Source organism: Desulfosporosinus lacus DSM 15449, from assembly GCF_900129935.1.
Lineage (GTDB): Bacteria > Bacillota > Desulfitobacteriia > Desulfitobacteriales > Desulfitobacteriaceae > Desulfosporosinus > Desulfosporosinus lacus.
Genome location: NZ_FQXJ01000005.1, coordinates 323388 through 341029, shown reverse-complemented (window position 1 = coordinate 341029; position 17642 = coordinate 323388). Strand labels below are relative to the sequence as shown.

Annotated in this window: 20 protein-coding genes; 13 read left to right on the top strand and 7 right to left on the bottom strand. The window is 40.3% G+C overall.

Features of this window, described 5'->3' with window-relative positions:
* The first annotated feature begins 74 nt into the window (after positions 1–74).
* A complete protein-coding gene (locus tag BUB11_RS08650; RefSeq protein WP_073029358.1) occupies positions 75–527 on the top strand; it encodes an N-acetyltransferase in 453 nt (150 codons plus the stop codon).
* Positions 528–666: 139 nt separating this feature from the next.
* The gene (locus tag BUB11_RS08645; RefSeq protein ID WP_073029357.1) at positions 667–2253 is read left to right on the top strand and encodes a prenyltransferase/squalene oxidase repeat-containing protein; all 1587 of its coding nucleotides are present in this window, start codon (positions 667–669) and stop codon (positions 2251–2253) included.
* An 85-nt stretch (positions 2254–2338) separates the two neighbouring features.
* Here the strand turns inward: BUB11_RS08645 and BUB11_RS27765 are convergent, their stop codons facing one another.
* On the bottom strand, positions 2339–2500 hold the full coding sequence (locus BUB11_RS27765) for a hypothetical protein (RefSeq protein ID WP_200797890.1): 162 nt from the start codon (positions 2498–2500) through the stop codon (positions 2339–2341).
* Positions 2501–2648: 148 nt separating this feature from the next.
* Complete coding sequence (locus tag BUB11_RS08640; RefSeq protein ID WP_073029356.1) at positions 2649–3428, bottom strand: tetratricopeptide repeat protein; 780 nt, start codon at positions 3426–3428, stop codon at positions 2649–2651.
* 501 nt (positions 3429–3929) lie between these two features.
* On the opposite strand from BUB11_RS08640, the gene BUB11_RS08635 reads away from it, so the two are divergent.
* The 5 genes from BUB11_RS08635 (at position 3930) to rd (ending at position 8965) form a co-directional block, all read left to right on the top strand.
* The gene (locus BUB11_RS08635; protein ID WP_073029355.1) at positions 3930–4508 is read left to right on the top strand and encodes a LutC/YkgG family protein; all 579 of its coding nucleotides are present in this window, start codon (positions 3930–3932) and stop codon (positions 4506–4508) included.
* The gene (gene ldhH / locus BUB11_RS08630; RefSeq protein WP_073029354.1) at positions 4509–6674 is read left to right on the top strand and encodes an L-lactate dehydrogenase (quinone) large subunit LdhH; all 2166 of its coding nucleotides are present in this window, start codon (positions 4509–4511) and stop codon (positions 6672–6674) included. It abuts the gene before it with no gap.
* Between the two features lie 700 nt (positions 6675–7374).
* The gene (locus BUB11_RS08625) at positions 7375–8070 is read left to right on the top strand and encodes an HAD family hydrolase (RefSeq protein WP_073029353.1); all 696 of its coding nucleotides are present in this window, start codon (positions 7375–7377) and stop codon (positions 8068–8070) included.
* A gap of 164 nt (positions 8071–8234) precedes the next feature.
* Positions 8235–8681, top strand: a complete 447-nt coding sequence (locus BUB11_RS08620) for a hypothetical protein (protein WP_073029352.1) — start codon at positions 8235–8237, stop codon at positions 8679–8681.
* Positions 8682–8803: 122 nt separating this feature from the next.
* On the top strand, positions 8804–8965 hold the full coding sequence (gene rd / locus BUB11_RS08615; RefSeq protein ID WP_073029351.1) for a rubredoxin: 162 nt from the start codon (positions 8804–8806) through the stop codon (positions 8963–8965).
* An 86-nt stretch (positions 8966–9051) separates the two neighbouring features.
* Here the strand turns inward: rd and BUB11_RS08610 are convergent, their stop codons facing one another.
* Positions 9052–11301 carry a DEAD/DEAH box helicase gene (locus tag BUB11_RS08610; protein WP_073029350.1) on the bottom strand — a complete coding sequence of 750 codons (2250 nt, stop codon included), beginning with the start codon at positions 11299–11301 and terminating at the stop codon, positions 9052–9054.
* A gap of 139 nt (positions 11302–11440) precedes the next feature.
* Between BUB11_RS08610 and BUB11_RS08605 the strand changes: the two genes are divergently transcribed.
* Positions 11441–12295: a hypothetical protein gene (locus BUB11_RS08605; RefSeq protein ID WP_073029349.1), complete on the top strand. Its 855-nt coding sequence runs from the start codon at positions 11441–11443 to the stop codon at positions 12293–12295.
* Here BUB11_RS08605 and BUB11_RS08600 read toward each other — a convergent pair whose 3' ends face one another.
* The 3 genes from BUB11_RS08600 to BUB11_RS08590 all read right to left on the bottom strand — a co-directional run bounded on the left by BUB11_RS08600 (position 12296) and on the right by BUB11_RS08590 (position 14689).
* Positions 12296–12970 (bottom strand): Crp/Fnr family transcriptional regulator, encoded by a 675-nt coding sequence (locus tag BUB11_RS08600; protein ID WP_073029348.1) that lies wholly within the window; start codon positions 12968–12970, stop codon positions 12296–12298.
* Between the two features lie 280 nt (positions 12971–13250).
* Complete coding sequence (locus BUB11_RS08595) at positions 13251–13532, bottom strand: late competence development ComFB family protein (RefSeq protein ID WP_073029347.1); 282 nt, start codon at positions 13530–13532, stop codon at positions 13251–13253.
* A 176-nt stretch (positions 13533–13708) separates the two neighbouring features.
* On the bottom strand, positions 13709–14689 hold the full coding sequence (locus BUB11_RS08590) for a glycosyl hydrolase family 18 protein (protein ID WP_242947495.1): 981 nt from the start codon (positions 14687–14689) through the stop codon (positions 13709–13711).
* 109 nt (positions 14690–14798) lie between these two features.
* Between BUB11_RS08590 and BUB11_RS08585 the strand changes: the two genes are divergently transcribed.
* From BUB11_RS08585 to BUB11_RS28740, 3 genes are all read left to right on the top strand, one after another.
* Positions 14799–15275: an HD domain-containing protein gene (locus BUB11_RS08585; RefSeq protein WP_073029345.1), complete on the top strand. Its 477-nt coding sequence runs from the start codon at positions 14799–14801 to the stop codon at positions 15273–15275.
* 208 nt (positions 15276–15483) lie between these two features.
* Complete coding sequence (locus BUB11_RS08580) at positions 15484–15795, top strand: zinc-ribbon domain containing protein (protein WP_073029344.1); 312 nt, start codon at positions 15484–15486, stop codon at positions 15793–15795.
* 149 nt (positions 15796–15944) lie between these two features.
* Positions 15945–16076: a hypothetical protein gene (locus BUB11_RS28740; RefSeq protein ID WP_282433991.1), complete on the top strand. Its 132-nt coding sequence runs from the start codon at positions 15945–15947 to the stop codon at positions 16074–16076.
* 30 nt (positions 16077–16106) lie between these two features.
* Here BUB11_RS28740 and BUB11_RS27500 read toward each other — a convergent pair whose 3' ends face one another.
* Positions 16107–16265, bottom strand: a complete 159-nt coding sequence (locus BUB11_RS27500) for a hypothetical protein (protein WP_159436915.1) — start codon at positions 16263–16265, stop codon at positions 16107–16109.
* 203 nt (positions 16266–16468) lie between these two features.
* Between BUB11_RS27500 and BUB11_RS08575 the strand changes: the two genes are divergently transcribed.
* Both BUB11_RS08575 and BUB11_RS08570 read left to right on the top strand, forming a co-directional pair.
* Positions 16469–17149, top strand: a complete 681-nt coding sequence (locus BUB11_RS08575; protein ID WP_073029343.1) for a YczE/YyaS/YitT family protein — start codon at positions 16469–16471, stop codon at positions 17147–17149.
* A gap of 179 nt (positions 17150–17328) precedes the next feature.
* On the top strand, positions 17329–17595 hold the full coding sequence (locus tag BUB11_RS08570) for a FeoA family protein (protein WP_073029342.1): 267 nt from the start codon (positions 17329–17331) through the stop codon (positions 17593–17595).
* Positions 17596–17642: the final 47 nt, after the last annotated feature.

The following is a 17642-nucleotide window of genomic DNA, read 5'->3' as shown; positions in this document are numbered from 1 at the left end:
TATAAAAAGGGGATATGCAAGAATATAAAATATGGTGTATAATTATGCAAAACCTATAAAGGAGAATCATAAAGATGAAATTGCGTAAGGCAAGAATAGCGGATGTTGAAGCTATGATGTCATTGATTAACAGTAATGCGGAACAAGGGCTCATGCTTCCCCGATCAAGAAATATGCTGTATGAAAACATCCGCGAGTTCCTGCTGGCTGAAGTGGATGACCAATTAGTGGGGGTTGCTTCGCTTCATATACTGTGGAGTGATTTGGCAGAGATAAGAGCATTAGCAGTTGCAAGTGAATACAAAAGAAGAGGAATTGGAACACGGATTGTTAGAGCACTTGAAGATGAAGCGAGAGAACTTGGCTGTTCAAAAGTTTTTGCACTAACATATCAGCCTGAGTTTTTTAAATACTGTGGCTACGAAGAGGTCAGTAAAGACCAAATGCCGCAAAAAGTTTGGACTGAGTGTATTAACTGTATTAAATTCCCTAATTGTGATGAAATTGCTGTCAGTCGAATTCTTTAGTTTCTTTTAGCTATAGAGCTTACAATGAATTTCTCAAAGTGCCGAGCCTTAGGTTCGGCATTTTCTATGGAACAGATTTACTCTCATCAACATAGTTAATACTATGGCATGCGCTAAATATGGAGACGGAGAGAGTTCTATGGAGCTTAAAAATGAAGTCCAAAAGAGTCTAGATCTAGCAAGGCTTTATGTATCTGAGGGTGTGCAACAGATCCTGCAGGGGAAAGTGGATGAATTACACAGTGTTTCTCCCAGTCAAGGAGCTACGGCACTTGCATCACTCGCTCTCCTAGCCATAGGCAGAGGGTACGAGAACGCTCAGCAACGAGGGATAAAATGGTTAAAGCAGCAGGATCAAGGAGGATGGGGGAAATTTCCGGGAGATAAACCAGATGAAGAGATCACTCAGATAGTTAGAATGGTTCTTCGGGGAAGTGAAGGAGGATGGAAGGCCAAGATTAAACTTTTATCACAGACAAAACGATTTTCTCATGTGATTTTATCATTAGGGCAAAGAGTTATTCCTGGCTTGGAGGGACCTTCACCGGAAGAAATATTGCTTCCCACTATTCTTGAAGATAGGATATTGACAAAGTTGCCAATCTATGGGAGATCGGTCGTGGTAGCTGCATCAATCCTTGGCTCAAACTCTCAGGAGGGAGTTCATCAGGGTATTCAATATCTTATTAAAACACAAATGCAAGACGGTTCGTGGGCAGAAGATATTATAGCTACGAGTATGTCCATTCTAGCGATGATAAGCAAGGGAATTCATACGGAACAAACTCAAAGAGCTGGGCGGTGGCTAGTACAGAAACAATATCCGAGTGGTGGATGGCCTGCTTTTGACCAATTAAATGTATGGTCGATTGGTTGGGCTGTGAGTATTTATGGAGAGATAACTCAGAATCCCTCAGATATCCCTTGGCTAGATGAAGCTATAGATTGGTTAAAAAGAGCACAAAATCTAGATGGCAGTTATGGAAGCACTCCTCCATACACCCACCCTGACTTGGACGATACGGCTGTTGCCTTGATTGGCTTGCATCAGGCATGCGGGGAACGAAACCAGCTTGGGTCAGACCTTCTTAAGAAGCTTCAAAATGCCGATGGAAGCTGGAGTACGTTTCCAAGTTTCCAAGGGATACCGCCCAATGTTTCTTCAGAGTTTCCAGTATATATACCGAGTGTTGATGTAAGTATCCACGTTTTAGAAGCATTATGGCGGGCTTCACGTTCACAAGAGGAAATAATATGGCATGGGCTAAATTGGATTTTAGCTCAGCAAGATGAACAAGGTGCTTTTCCGGCATCATGGTTCGAGGGGTCTGTATATAGTACAGCTCAGGCCCTGGAATTGTTTAGTAAGTGGAAGTTCAGCTGGGAACGATGGAACACCGCACGTCACATTCTAGGAGCAAGAAAGAAAGGGCTAGAGTTTCTGATAGAAGCACAAGATTCTAATGGAGGCTGGGGTTCGGTTGTTGAAACTAGCTTAGCAATTGCAGGGTTATGGCGTTATTCAAAAAATTTCACCGAAAAAATCATAGATAACGGAGTAAAAAACCTTCTCTCTGCACAGAGCAACAACGGTTCATTTGAACCTTCTCATCGTGGAATCTATGCTAAGGGGTGGAATTATGAAGAACCGATAACAACAACATTAACAGCTATTCGTGCTCTACAACGCTACCAAAGATTGTACAAAAATTCATTTTTTAGATAAATATGGATTGGTTTTATAAATATATTTAAGAGCCTTCATTTCGTAAGGCTCTTAAAATAATAATTCAATTCTTACTGTCTTTAGTTTAATTCTTCCTAAGAATCGTATGAAGAAAATTCCATTGAAAATCAAGATAGGCATTACTCACTTCGTATTCGCTTAAGCCTTTGGAGAGGAGATACTCACGAGAGGATGCTTCAAAATCAAGAATAAATCCGAGAACCTCGTTGGCATGAGTTGACAGCATTTTTCACCCTCCATTTCAAACTTGCGGTTAGTCTTGTCCAATTTTGCCATAACATATTAGTTTTATAACCTATTATAGAAAATTTCCTACGAAAAAGCTGTTGTAATAGGGAATATGGATTAGAAGCAAAAGAGAAAAGAAAGAAGAACTAATAAGTATTTTTGTGGTTTTTTGCGGAATCAACATGAACAGACGAGCAACGACGCCAAAGCGAGACGTCTAGCAGAAGGAGATTTCCTGAACGGTAATGCTTTTTAGCATGAGAAATGTCGTCTAGGCTAATATAGCAATCTCCAAGATTATGATGAATACTAGCTAAACAGCCCAATGAGAGAAACTTCTGAGTCAACCAATGGTCACCACTTTTAGGAAACTTATTTTGTTTTGCAAGATGTAAACTTCGTTCGAACAATCTAGTTGCTTCGGGAACTTTCCCAATTTGTTTCAGAATGCGACCTTGTGTTGCCAGCAGCAGGGGATCAACTAACGCGTAGGGATTATCTCGTAAAATATAGAGTGCCCTTCTGGCCTTACCCTCTTTGAGGAGGATGTCCCCGAGGGTCATGCAGAGTAAGGGGTCATGGCTTGTCAAGAATTTTTCTAAGAGAGATATTGCTTGAGCTGGTTCATGAAAATAATAGTATAGTTGGCTGGCAAAACGAGCTATCGACAAAGGGCTGGTGTCTTGCGAAATTACGTGAGCCATTCTTTTAGCAGCTAACTTTTGTTCTGGAGGGTTAAAGTTACTTTTCATAACCATAGCCATATAGGAAATTCCTAGCCCCATGGCTAGAACATATAGCCCGCTATGCAAGTCAAAGGTCCAAACAATAATGGCTGATATGAGTATGGAGAATGTTGCTAAGAACATAAAATAATATAGTTTTTGTACATAAAGTATTTCTAGATCGTATTTGATCCCACTCATTTTATTATCCCCTCACTCATAATTACGATTGACAGAAGATAAATAGAACAAGTTTAAAACTTTGTCAGACAAAAAAGCAACAGGTATTATAATGAACAAGAGTGCTTTTTATTATTCTGAACCTTTAATCAGAAAGATTTTCAAAAAAGTTGTCCTAAAATAAAATTGAGGATTTCCGCGTCCGGAAATCCTCATTGCGCAAAACCTAGAAGATTTAACTACTAGACTTTACTGATTAAACCATAACGCAAATATTGTCGAAAATCAATATGTAAATTATAGGAAAATAGTATTTCGACTGGAATTTTTTGCAGATATAAATGGGCTTCCGGAGAACATTAAAAATTAGTTGAATAAATCACTAATCATAATATTAAAAATTTTTGTGTCAAAAGTTATTGTAATTAGGGAACAGATGTCATAAACTTATATAAGATGGCATGATGGTCTGACCACTTAGGGAAATATTCCCTAAAATCATTTATTAGGAGGAAGGCTCGCATGAAAAATGACCAAACAAATGAACTATATAAACGATTCAAAGCAAAATTAGAATTGGTGGCTGGTGAGTGCTATCGTGTTAACACTGCAATAGAAGCGGGTGAACTTGTTTGCAAGGTTTTGGAGGAAAAAGGAGTTCAAAATGTAGCACTCTTAGACGCCTCAATCTCTAAAAAAGGAGATTTTACAAATTTGATTGAGAAAAAGGGCATAACTGTTTACACAGACCATTTTCGTGAGGTAACCCCAGAGGCGCAGGCTGGAATTACGCAAGTAAATTATGCCATTGCTGAACTAGGAACACTTGTTCAAGCAGATGCAGATGCTAATGTAGATCAGCGTTTATGTTCAACGCTTGTTCCTATTCACATTGCACTTGTTTCGACCGTTAGCTTAATACCATCTCTGAAGGAGACGATGGCAACTCTACATGGACTTCCACAAATTCCTGGGTTTGTTGGGTTTATCACGGGTCCGAGCAGAACTTCAGATATTGAGCGGGTTTTAACAATCGGGGTCCATGGTCCTAAACAACTCGTAGTTGTCTTTGTAGATGAGGAAACAGGGGAGGTGGCTTAAATGGCAGACAAACAGTTTAAAAAGAAGATTTCAGATGCACTGGGAAATGATGTCTTACGTGGGGCCTTGGGGCGCTTTGGAGATGCCTATATCATATCACGGGAAAAAGCGTACGAAGGTTATAATTTTAAGGAAATTAGTGACAATATTGCGGAAGTTAAGTCCTATGCAGCTAGCCATTTAGATGAAATGATTGATCAATTTGAAAAAGCTGCAACTGAACGTGGAGCAAAAGTTTTTCGTGCTATGACCGGTGAGGATGCTAAAAAATATATTCTTGAAGTAGCCAAACGAAATAATGTTAAGCGTGTCGTAAAATCAAAATCTATGGTTTCTGAGGAAATCCTTCTCAATAAAACTTTAATGGCTGAAGGAATGGATGTGCAGGAGACCGACTTGGGAGAATGGATAGTACAACTTGCCGGACAACATCCATCGCACATGGTCATGCCAGCGATTCATATGACAAAAGAAGAGGTTGCCGACGTTTTCTCTGGCCATTTACATAGGTTAAACCAGCCTGTCATAGCAGAACTTGTTAAGACAGCCAGGGTGGAACTCCGGAAATCCTTTATTGAGGCTGACATGGGCATTTCTGGAGCAAATATGGCAATTGCTGAGACAGGTACCTTAATAATGCTTACAAATGAGGGTAATGGCCGTCTAACATCTACCTTGCCTCCAATTCATATTTTTTTAGTTGGTATAGAAAAACTAGTTCCAGAGTTTGAGGATGCTACACACATTCTTCAAGCACTTCCAAGGAGCGCAACGGGTCAGCAAATTACGAGTTATGTAAGTATGGTTACAGGTCCTACACCGGCATATTACTCAGATGGAACAGTTAAAGATAAGGAATTCCATATCATTTTGATGGATAACGGCAGACGCAAGATGTACAATGACGAAAAGTTTAAAAAGACTTTTCAATGTATTCGGTGTGCATCCTGTCTTAATGTTTGCCCAGCTTTCCAACTTGTTGGCGGGCATGTCTATGGCCATATTTATACTGGTGGCATTGGTACAATCTTGACGAATTTTTTAAACTCTGAAAAAGATGCTCAGAATCCTCAAAATCTTTGTCTTCAGTGTGGTAAATGTTCTGAAGTATGTCCAGGGAAATTGGATATTCCCCAAATGATTTTGGAAATGCGCAATCGTATAGGAGCAAAAGAAGGACTTCCGTTTACGCAAAAATTTGCTCTTGATGTCGTGTCTAATCGACGGCTTTTCCATTCTTTGTTACGTATGGCTTCCGTCGCCCAAAAACCATTCACGAAGGGGCAGCCCGTTATTAGACATTTACCCATGTTTCTTTCTGGTCTTACGGAAAAGAAGAGTTTACCGGCTGTAGCTAAGGTCCCTTTCCGAGATGTTTTCAAAACTATTAAACAGGATGTTAAAAATCCTAAAGGAAAGATTGCACTGTATGCAGGATGCCTGATAGATTTTGTCTATCCAAAGATCGGAGAAGGTGTTATCGGCGCTCTCAATGAAAAAGGATATGAAGTCATCTTTCCTGATGGACAATCCTGTTGTGGTGCCCCAGCGACGTACATGGGAGACCGCAGTAATGCACGTAAGTGTGCGATCATGAACATTGAGGCGTTAGAGGCTGAAAAGGTCGACTATGTAGTTTCTGCTTGTCCTACCTGTACCCATGCACTTAAAGAAAGTTTCAAAGAGTTGCTTCATGATGATCCAGCGTTAGCAACTCGTGCCGAAGAATTAAGTAAGAAGTCGAAAGATTTCTCTAAATTGTTATTTGACTTAGGAGGACTAACACCTGGGGGCGATGGAATCCCCATGAAGGTTACCTATCATGATTCCTGTCACTTGAAACGGTCGATGGGAGTTTATACGGAGCCTCGAAAGATCTTAACTGATACTGCAGGAGTGCAACTCATCGAAATGAAAGAATCCGATCGTTGCTGTGGTTTCGCCGGCTCCTACTCTATAAAATTCCCAGAACTGTCAGGACCAATCTTAGAACGAAAGCTTAGGAACATTGAAGAATCAGGGGCGGATGTCGTAGTTGTAGATTGTCCAGGATGTTTAATGCAAATTTCAGGTGGTCTCGATAAACAAAATCCGAAAGTTAAGGTTGTTCATACTGCTGAACTTCTATTAGAGAAAAGAAAAGTAAAGAAAAACAGGAAGAAGTAGTTTATTCAACATTATTAGCGCTTAAATTTCTTTTTTCTGCCAAGGAATTTCCAGGTGATACCAAGAAGTAAGTTGATGTAAGCAAACAACCATTTATTCCAAGCAAGTAGGCAATGTGTTGCCACGAAAGCGAGCGAAATCGCATTATAGGAAAAAGGTTGTTTGGCGAGAGAGGAGAGGGCAGATAAGGAGAACCATTTAGAAATGACGTTATTATTTTAGCACTATAAAGGGTGGCTTGGATTTGGATATGAGCTTAAGTCGCAAGAATGAATTAATGCTAGTCATACCTTTTAGGAGTCTGAACTAAGCGTTTTTTAGGATATGAATGGGGACCCTATACTGAGGCCTCAAATTTAAAATGGCCCTCCCGACGTGCCTGCAGCATACTTAGGGAGGGTTGACTCAGGGATTGCCCCTCTGAATACAGAGCGGGTCGTGGCAAGAGCTGAGATTGTAAGAGCCCAAGGAATAACTCAATCTTGGGCTTTTCTTTATTCGATCGTGAGACTCCCCTTCAGGTGGAAGAGGTTTAGTACTTTATGTTACGAATTAAGTTCGCAGAGGTGGGAATAATAATACTTACCTGTGAACATCACTGAAGAATAGAAGGAATTTCAAAGAAAAAGGAGAATACTATGTACAGAGCCGGAACAATAATAGTTCTGCGTTTGAGACCTCAATTAGGAGGACAATAATCGTGATTCAAGCTATAATCTTTGATATAGAGGGAATATTGTCAAGCCTTGATACGGTAAAATTCGTGCAGAATTACCTTGGGATTTTGGCACCGCGTTTTGCACATATACTTTCGCCTGATAAGTTTTCTAAACAATTTTTAAAATCTATGGAAAATGTTCAAAAGGAACCCAAATCTGAGCAAACAGTTATGCAAGCCTTTTTTGAGGACTTTTCTAAAGCAGCAGGTCAGTCAGTACAAACATTAAAACCTATTTTTGAGGAATTTTACACCTCTGATTTTCCAGCATTACGTTGCCTTGTCAAGCCTAATCCACAAGGGGTTAAAGTAGTAGAAAATGCTATTAAACAGGGTTTTTTAACCGCAATAGTTTCGGATCCTTTAATGCCTTTAATTGCTATACAAGAACAAATTCGTTGGACAGGTCTTACACCTGAGCAATTTAAAGTAATTGGGACTTTAGATGATTTTCATTATTGCAAACCACATCTTGGTTTTTTTAAAGAAACAGCAGAAAAACTTGGGGTTAGATCTCAAAGTTGTTTGTTAGTTAGTACGCATATTAGTGATTTGGTCTGTCAGGAACTGGGGATGAAAGTCTTTTTATTAGGGAGCTCGATTGAAACAGAGGATAGGACAGATTATGTGGGTCAGTTGGATGATCTTTCTCGGCTTATAAGTCAAGGAAGTTTATGAGAAGCCCGATTAGAAAACTTGGCTATAGCCCGAAGACACTGTCTTCGCACGTGTTAGCTTTCTTGCAGCCGCAGGCGAAGGCGATAGCCTTAGTTGCACTTATGCTTAGAAAGTATATAACGCAAGTTTATACTTTCTGATTGTACAAGAAAGGAAGGATAAGGGTGGGAACGCTTTGCCAGTACGTAGTTGATAAAACGGTAGAGGGTCCTAATCCACCGTTTCCATCTGCACGTATGGCTAAGTTATTTTATGAATTTCTTGGCCGGTATAATGAATGGAAACTCGTTAGGCGCCAGGAGACAATTGGCATATTCGTAGTTTTTTTGTTTGGATTGTTAGCCTTAATACCCTGGTTTTATCCGGAGATTGGAATTAGCGTGAGTATACTGATGCTCATTCTACTTTTTTTTGCTGTTAAGCACTATATTAAGCTGAATGAAAAAGCGAGTCATTTATACGTTAACGTTCATATCTTACAACATCATTTAATCGGAAAGTTAGAAGTTGGTTTTTGCGATCATCGAGAACCTTGTCAATGCGTTGAAGAGTTCAGAGGGTACGTGTTGAAGAAATATGATATTTCCCTTGATATTGGATCTTTACGATAACAATTATTTATCCAGTTAACTGCAGGAGAGAATTTAACGAGGAAAGAATTGGCTAAATTAGATTAATAATGTTAAAATAAATAATGTGACAGTTAACTTTATAAATGAAAGGAGATTTTAATTTGAAAAAATATGTTTGTTCAGCTTGTGGTTATATTTATGATCCCGAAGTCGGAGATCCAGATTCTGGAATTGCTCCAGGCACCGCTTTTGAGGATATCCCGGAAGACTGGGTATGTCCATTATGCGGAGTAGGTAAGGATATGTTCGAGGTTTCCGAGTAATAATGGGTTTATATGGCTTCTAGTATAAAAAGGGAAAAGCAAAAAAGCTTTTCCCTTTAAACGGTCTTATACCAACCAGGCTTTCTTTATAGTTCCATAATGGCCGCTTCATCTCGGTCAAGTTTTTCCATGCATACTTTTAAGCGACTGCGCAAGGCAGAATCGCCTACAGCCTCCCTCATTTGGCGCATAAGATCAATGGTTCGCCTAAAAACACTGATGATATCGCCTTCGTCAAGGTTGCATAAAGCCTGTACCTCGACAAATGTACTGCCTTGGCTCCAAGCATGCGTAATTCCAGCAACACGAGGATCGTATCTCACAGCATCTTGTCCGCAAATACTTTGAATGTATTCAGCAATTTCTTTGACTGGAGTTGAATCAAAGACCGAGGTTCGGTGAAACATATCGTTTTTCCTAGCTTCAAAGTCAACGCTGGAAAGCAAGGCGTTGAGTTGGTCATCGTCTAATTGCGCGAAAACATCAGAGTATATTAACTCAGTGACTAGGAGTTCTTGTACATATATGCGGCTGGCACAGGTCCCTCGGGGCAATAACTCATCTTCTCGTAAATATCCTATTTGCCGGAGGTGAGTTTTTTTGTATTCAAATTCTTGGAGAAAGGCATTTTCTTCAGGAAGGGCAGCTAAGGCATTTTGAAGTTCTTGCTGCTGTTGTTTTATAGTTAAGTACGATTTACTTTGAGCATAGCAGTTTTCCTGTTGTTGAGGGACACAACTTTTAGGCGTTTGGGATAGTAGTTTTTCCCAGGTGCGAATCTTACGAGCCATCTCTCGTCCGTATACACGGGATTGCTTGCGCGGTCCTAAGGATTTATAGGCCTTTTTAAGCTTTTCTAACTCTTTTCGCTTGGGATGATGTTTTAAAGGACAGTTAAAGGAACCAACCTCTTCGCAAAGATGTTGATGTGTTCCTTCAAGTTTTTGTTGGATTTGGGCTAATTCTGAATGAAGTCGCTCAGAACTTAGTCGGTAGCTGTAAGCGGAAAAACTTTTTTGAAAATACGTTTCTATTTGCGTTTGAGATAACGTAGCAGTGAGATTTAAAACTGTATTGTAAGTCAGTCTAAATTGACTGGTCAGGGGTTCGAGGCGATTTAACTGGAACTTAGGCGGCGGGCTTTTCTCCATATACCCTAAGTCAACCAGGGCGAATGAAAACCCTTTTTCATCAAGACCGCGGCGTCCCGCCCGACCAGACATTTGGAAAAACTCATGATTGGCAAGGGGTCTGAAATTACGTCCATCATACTTATTTAGCGAATCAAAGCAAACCGCTTTGACAGGATAATTAATCCCTACACTAAAGGTTTCTGTGCAGTAAAGTACTTTGATTAACCTTTCTAGAAAGAGTTCTTCGACAATAACCTTTTGAGAGGGGAGCAATCCGGCATGATGATAGGCAATCCCCTTGGAACATAAACGCTTGAGTTGACGTGTCGAAGATGACCAATCAATCTCATGACCAAAAAGATGAATGAATTTATCTTCGACGGTTTTTCGTTCAGCGGGTCTTAGATAATTTGCGATGTTTGCTAACTCCATAGCTTTTATCGCGCATTGTTTTCGACTGAAAACAAAAAAAAGTGCAGGAAGATGACTTCGTTGTATTGTGCGAATGAGGTCTAAGTGAGTCGTAGGGCCAAAGGGGCTTTCATCATTGATCCGATCTTTGAGTTTTCGGCGGTAGTAACGCCAAAGTTGATCGTAGTCAACAAGTCCAGTGTCTTTAGTAAAGTAATAGTATTCTAGGGGAACCACTCGATTATGTTCTTCGATGAGTGCAACCTCTTCATGACGGATGGATTCGATCCAGTCCACTAGATGACTGGCATTAGCGATCGTAGCGCTCAAACCAAGGATCTTCATTTTTGGTGGTGCCAGAATGATAGATTCTTCCCAAACGGTCCCGCGTTCCTCGTCATTTAGCCAGTGAATTTCGTCAAAAACTATATGAGATACAAACTCTAAGTTGGGGTCTTCAGTGATAACTTGATTGCGAAAAACTTCAGTTGTCATAATTAGCAGGGGTGCGGTTGGGTTAAGTACAACATCTCCTGTCATTATGCCTACAGCGTCTTCTCCAAACTGTTTCTTGAAGTCTCTGAATTTTTGATTGCTAAGAGCTTTGATTGGAGCAGTGTAGATTACTCTTAAGTGTTCCCGCATGGCTTTCTCTATTAAATAATCCGCAACAAGAGTTTTTCCAGTACCGGTAGGTGCTGCTACTATGACGGATTTACCGGCATCGATTGCATCAAGTGCCTCTTCCTGGAACGGGTCTAGGATCATTTCGTGATAAGTGCGCTTAGACATGTCAGTCAGCTCGTTTCTGATATCATTTTACTAATTTTAACAAAGCAATCAATAATGGTCAAATTTAGGGCTAAGATGGTCTGAATTATCCCTTGAATCCATAGGATGAAACAAGAGACAAGGCTAGGGGGGATCAGACGTGTCTTCAATGAGATTAGAAATTGAGAAGGCTATGGGACTCAAGTTTCCAGAGCGAAATGGAGAAGTGATTGTTCGGTTTGAGGAATCTGTAGAAATTCCCCAACCTGCTGAAATGCTTATGCGGGGATTATATCGCGATCCTGATCGAGTTCGTCAGGGTTTTAAACTGTTACACCAAGAGACGGGCTCAATGATAGAAATCTTGATGCCTAAACGATCCCGTTTACGAGAATGGGCGGACTCTCTTCCGGAGCGTCCTAAAGAAGCAGAATTATTTCTAAAAGAGACCGCAGAGCAACTTTTAATACGAGAACAGCGTCTAGTTCAAGCTGAACGCGAGTTGGTAGGTCAATTACAAGAAAGTGGATTGGAAGATGTTTATCCAATCCCGCTTGCTGCTTTTGGAGTATGTACGTTTAGGGATCCTTCAGTTAAACTGTTTCTCAAGCCTTTAGGACGTTTTTCAGAACTTTATGAGATTAATCCAGAAACATTACGGCAAGCTGTCAGAGTTCACTTTTTATTCTTGCTTCTATTAGTCGCTGGAGCAGACTTAGATGGGCAAGTATATTCCAGGGTGGGGGAAGATAAGGTTGTTCATTGGATAGCCAGTATTTACACTGTTCGGTATTTAAAAAGCCAATCAACAGAACTGATTCATTGTTATCAGGAATGGGTAAATGCATGGGGCGGGAAAATGCCGAATCAAAGCATGCTTAACGATCGCGAGTGTGAAAAAACTCGGGCAGCTATGATCTTTTGGCGTCGTCAACCGAACATAAGCTGGGAAGAATGTTGGCGTATAATCAACCAATTAGAACGACCTGCCAGCACAAGTTCCATGGTATTTTAATTAAGGCCACTCAGCAAGTTCATGGGGTTTGAGAATTTCTAACCGATCGTCTGCCAGTTTCAATATTCCCGATCGTTTCCAACTATTGATGGCTCGGTTAACACATTCTCTAGACGTTCCAATCATACTGGCTAGATCCCGATGTGTTAAAGAGGCATCTACGAAAATTGGTTTTCCTGGAGTTTCAGCAGGTCGTGCTAAACGAAGAAAAAGGGCCGCAAGAATTCCAGCAGTAGAGCGATTAGTTAAGATTCGTATGAACTCTTGAGAAAGTCTTAATCTTCGGCTCAAGGTACGTATAAGAGCTACTGACAGTGCAGGATTTGCTTCTAAAATTTGAGGCATTACTTCATTGTTAAGGACTAACAAGGTACTGTCCTTAATGGCTTCAGCGGTAGCAGGATATGAACCGGCTTCTAGAAGCAGAACCTCAGCGAAACAATCATAGGGACCACACCAATCGATAATTTGCTTTTCACTTGCAGGAGTAGATCTGCTGAGTTTAACCTGCCCAGAAAGAACAAAAAATACTGACGAACCTATTTCTCCTTCAACAAATAATAACTGCCCGCGGCGGTAACGACGTTCAACCAAATGTGGAAGAAGAGGGACGACATCATTAGAGCTTAAGGAAGAAAACAGAGAAAAGCGACGAAGGTCTTCAGAGTTAACCACGAATAGCACCTCATTTCCAAATTTGAGGTATTAAAATTCTGCTTTTTGGACCTTTCAAAATCCACATATTCAATAATAACCTCGTTCCCAATTCTATTAAATTACCATAAACTAGAAGAGGAGTAAGGGGGAAGGGATATGTTTGATATTGAATTGACTCCAGTGCGAATAGAACAAGTTATCAATGATCCTTTTCGAGTATTTACATTATTTGTAGTTGCAGTTCTATCTGCAATTATTGTAATAAATGCCGAGTAACCAAACAATTAACAAAAATATATTAAGGTTGGTTTATTGGGTGTGAAGGGGTAGCACTGACTTGTTGGGCAGCACGGACAAGTTCTGTAATAATACGCGTTTGGTCAGGCAGTGCTTGTGACTCCAACTGAGTCATTATCTCACCACGTGAAGAAACATAATAACGTGCAGGCAAACGGTTTAAGGCGAGTGCCATGATGTCAGCCTGACAGCGTTCACATGAGCAGTTAAGAACGTTGTTGCGGAGATAGTTTTGCAATGTTTGTTGGACAACTGTTTCTGTGTGATTCTTAAGCTCATACATAGAGTAAGTTCATCTCCTTTAAAATTAGTCAATTCCAATAATAAAGGTTAACCAGCTAAAGAACAAGTAAATGCTCTAATCTATTCGAGAACTTACGAAGAATTCCATTTAGAATAAAGATAAAAGAGCAACCTCGTTGAGAAGATGCTCTTGTTAATGATTTTTAATAATAGTACTTATTTTTTGAACTTACTAGTCAACTCCTGCCAGAAACGGCTTGTTTCATACCCTAGACGCCAAATGGCAATGCCTTTCAATCGATAGCTCTTGACGAAACCGAAACGAATCTTGGCAGAGAGCTCATTCTCATACCATACAGTATGTTTAACTCTTCCTTTCCAGTAGTAAAAGTATGGTTCAACTGCTTGGTCAGACCAAAGGGTACGTGCATTGGTTTGGGTGACTAACTCTGGGATATCACGCATTGGGACAAGACGGGTTGGTTCACTGGACCAATCGTATCCATAGGCAGGAATACCTAATAACAGTTTTTCGTTAGGTATATAGCGGATGGCATAGTCGAGTGCTTCGGTCATCCAAGGTAAGCTTGCTACAGGGCCAGGCGAACCTCCTGAATAGTGTTCGTCATAGGTCATCAGGGTTATGGAGTCGCATATACGCCCAATTCCTGCAAAGTCATACCCCGGCGCTTCCCACTCCGAACGTTTAGCTGGAATAGCAATTGTTAACATTAAGCCACGTCCATGCAATATGGTCCTTAGAGATTCAAGAAAGGTCAAAAATGGAATGCGGTAAGAACCTTCTACCCCTTCGAAATCTACATGGATACCGGCAATATTGGAAGGAAGTAACTCTATCATGTTATTAATGCAATTTCGTTGCGAGGCAGTTGAAGATAAAATGGAACGTAGGGGTAGATGATCGAAGACCTTTCCGTTAAAATTATGGAAGAGAACGAGAGGCGCAGTACCGCGGGCAATAGCTTCTTGCAGGGCCTGGTTATTTACTTGGCCCGTAAATTGACCATCAGGCTTTAATTGGAAGGCAAAGTCAGCATAAACATCAATGCGTGAGCCTTGTTGCCGAAGCGTTTCAATTGCACGAAAATCTCCCTGGAAATCTTCAGAATAATAACCAAGTATCCATAATCGTTTGTCTAAGAGACGTCGAGCTGTGGGTGTCCAACTTGAATTCAAACAGTCCTCCTCCTCGTATAGCAAATCCTCTTAGGATAAGATATGAGGGGAAAGTGATTTAATTTGCTTTTTTCAAATGGTAAAATAAGTAAAAAGGGGAGGGGCGGCCATGAAATGGGAATTTATCTATGATTTAAAAAATATCTTCTCGATACTGGATGATTTGGAGATGCAGACTATCGAAAGGGATTATCCAATCATATGGGAGAAAGTTCATGCTGTAAGCTGTGCACAAATCGGTCGCATGCTAGCGGAAAAGAGAGGAGTTAATGTAGATGAGGCTGCCTTAGCTTGTGCTTTACACGACATTGGCCGATGGGTCACAGGGAGGCAGAATGAACATGCCCCAAAAGGGGAGGAACCAGTTCGGCGTTTTCTAACTCAAAAAATTGGTTCTAAAGAAGCTAAAGAACAGATCGTACAAGCAGTTATAAATCATTCTAAGAAGCATGAGATCGGAACGCCTCTCGAGGAAATAGTTAAGGATGCTGATATCTTGGATTGTCATTGGCATGGAGAGGACATCATTAAACCTTTTCATATTACCAGACTGAAGGCGGCTTTAGAGGAATTGGGCAGAATTTAGTAGTATTTTTACATTTAATCTCATAAAGCTGTTGAATTTGTAGAAAATATTGGTTGCTAATAAGCAAGCCCTCTGCTATACTGACCGTGTGCTTGTTAAAAATTGGGCCTAATTAAAATTGGAATCCATAATTCTGACCGTATTTGGTGCAAGGATGATAATTTAAGAGGATCCAACATACAAGAACACCAAATAAGGAGGAGTTATCATGGCTCAAGACAAAAATCTAATATGTCGCGATTGCAGTCAAGAATTTGTATTTTCAGCAGGTGAACAGGACTTCTATGCTGAAAAAGGGTTTGAAAATGAACCAACCCGCTGCCCAGCTTGTCGTCAGGCACGCAAGCAACAATCAGGCGGTGGTCGAAGTAATTACGGCGGTTTTGGGAGTCGTCCACAACGTGAAATGTTCCCGGCAGTCTGCGCAAGCTGTGGAGCACAGACTGAAGTTCCTTTCCAACCTTCTGGGGAAAAACCTGTGTATTGTCGCGATTGCTTTCAATCCATGCGTCGTTACTAAAAATTAGATGATTTTCAAAAGGCTTAGGGGGTAACCCCTGGGCCTTTTTTATATGGATCGATTTTATTAATTTCAGTAACCATATTCTCAATGCCTCCCATGCAGAGTACAATGTGAAACTCCCGCTTGAAGAAGCGGGAGTTTTAGAATTGAAAGAAAAGCTATCCTTGGCATCCGGGTATGGTCTGGCAGAAAGCAGAGTTGCAAACTTTGAGACCCTTCGTGACATTGCCATTACCAAAATAGCTTTAAAGTCTTGGCCCAAATCTTGGTCCGAGTGATCTCAAGACTGCAGTGGACTCTGGAAATATCTAATCAAGGATTTCCAGATCATCTGGACTTTTATCTTTAGTAAAAATTACGTCGTCTTTATTTTCTCCCGTAGTAATGGGTTTGGAAGAGGTCTTAGGATTAAGCTTAGATGGCTGGGCTTCTTTCGGATTCGAGACTTTATTTTTAGGCGATGTCATAGCAGGTTTCCTCCTTTATGAATGGGAATAAGGATAAGATTGCAGGAATTAAACTCATATCCTATAATAAGTATGATTATTGTAAAGCAGAATTATGTATTCTCTAGCAATATAGTAAATAACAAAAATATACTAGCGAATCGTTTTTCGAGAATTATAAAAATGAGGGTAGTTAGTGGAGTGGAAGGTTATGGTGATTATCAATGTCACAGATGGTTCGAAGGTTTATCAGGTTATTTGCGGGTCTTTTCCTGTTTGCAGTAGGAATAGTATTGACAATAAACGCTAACCTTGGCTTATCGCCGTGGGATGTTTTTCATCAAGGAATTACGTATTTAACTGGAATTACTATGGGGCAAGCAAGTATTGGCGTAGGGATTATTCTTGTTATGCTTAATGCTGTTCTTGGAGAAAGTTTAGGATGGGGATCCTTATGCAACATGTTGTTCATTGGATTGTTCATGGATTTAATAATGCTTAATCATTTTATCCCGTTATCAAATGGAATCTTTTCTGGCTTAATCATGATGTTTTTAGGTATGTTTATCATAGGATTAGCGAGTTATTTCTATATAAGTGCAGGATTGGGTTCCGGTCCGCGTGATGGGTTAATGATTGCCTTAACAAAAAAAACTGATAGATCAGTTCGATTTATCAGAAATTCAATAGAAATTAGCGCACTCTTTGTGGGGTATTTATTGGGCGGGTTCGTAGGGGCAGGAACACTGATCATGTCCGTAGTACTTGGCTATATTATTCAGTTCGTATTTAAGATTTTTAGATTTAATGTCAATCAGATTCAACACAGGTTCATTGATGTGGATTTAAAGTTTTTAAGAGCAAAGATATTAAAGAAGAAGGCCAGTCAAACAACAGGCATATAGTCTATTGAACTTCTAAAGCCCAATGTTATGTCATTGGCGTTAAACCGGTTACACATGTGATAATTTCTATTGACAGGGTAGGCAAAGAATAGTATTCTATAAAAAAATGAGATCTATTCTCAGTTATTTTTTAACCAAACTTGAGAATGGTTATCATTTTGATAGAGGAGGGATAGCCGATGGATCGCTTTTTACAGGATTTAAAACCTGGAGAACGAGCGCGTGTTGAACGTATTGAAGGCGGAGGGGCCTTGCGTCGTCGGATGATGGATATGGGAATCGTCCCAGGAGTAGAGTTAGAAGTTGTTCGCTGTGCTCCATTAGGTGGTCCGCTTCAGATCAGATTGAAGGGGTACTACTTAGCTATGCGTAGAGGAGAGTGCGCCAGGATTATGGTTTGTGCGTCAAATCGGGAATACAGCGAGCCTTCATTAGCGAGTCGTTAACTATATTTTATGACGAGTAAATGAGTGATATTTAATATAATGTTGCC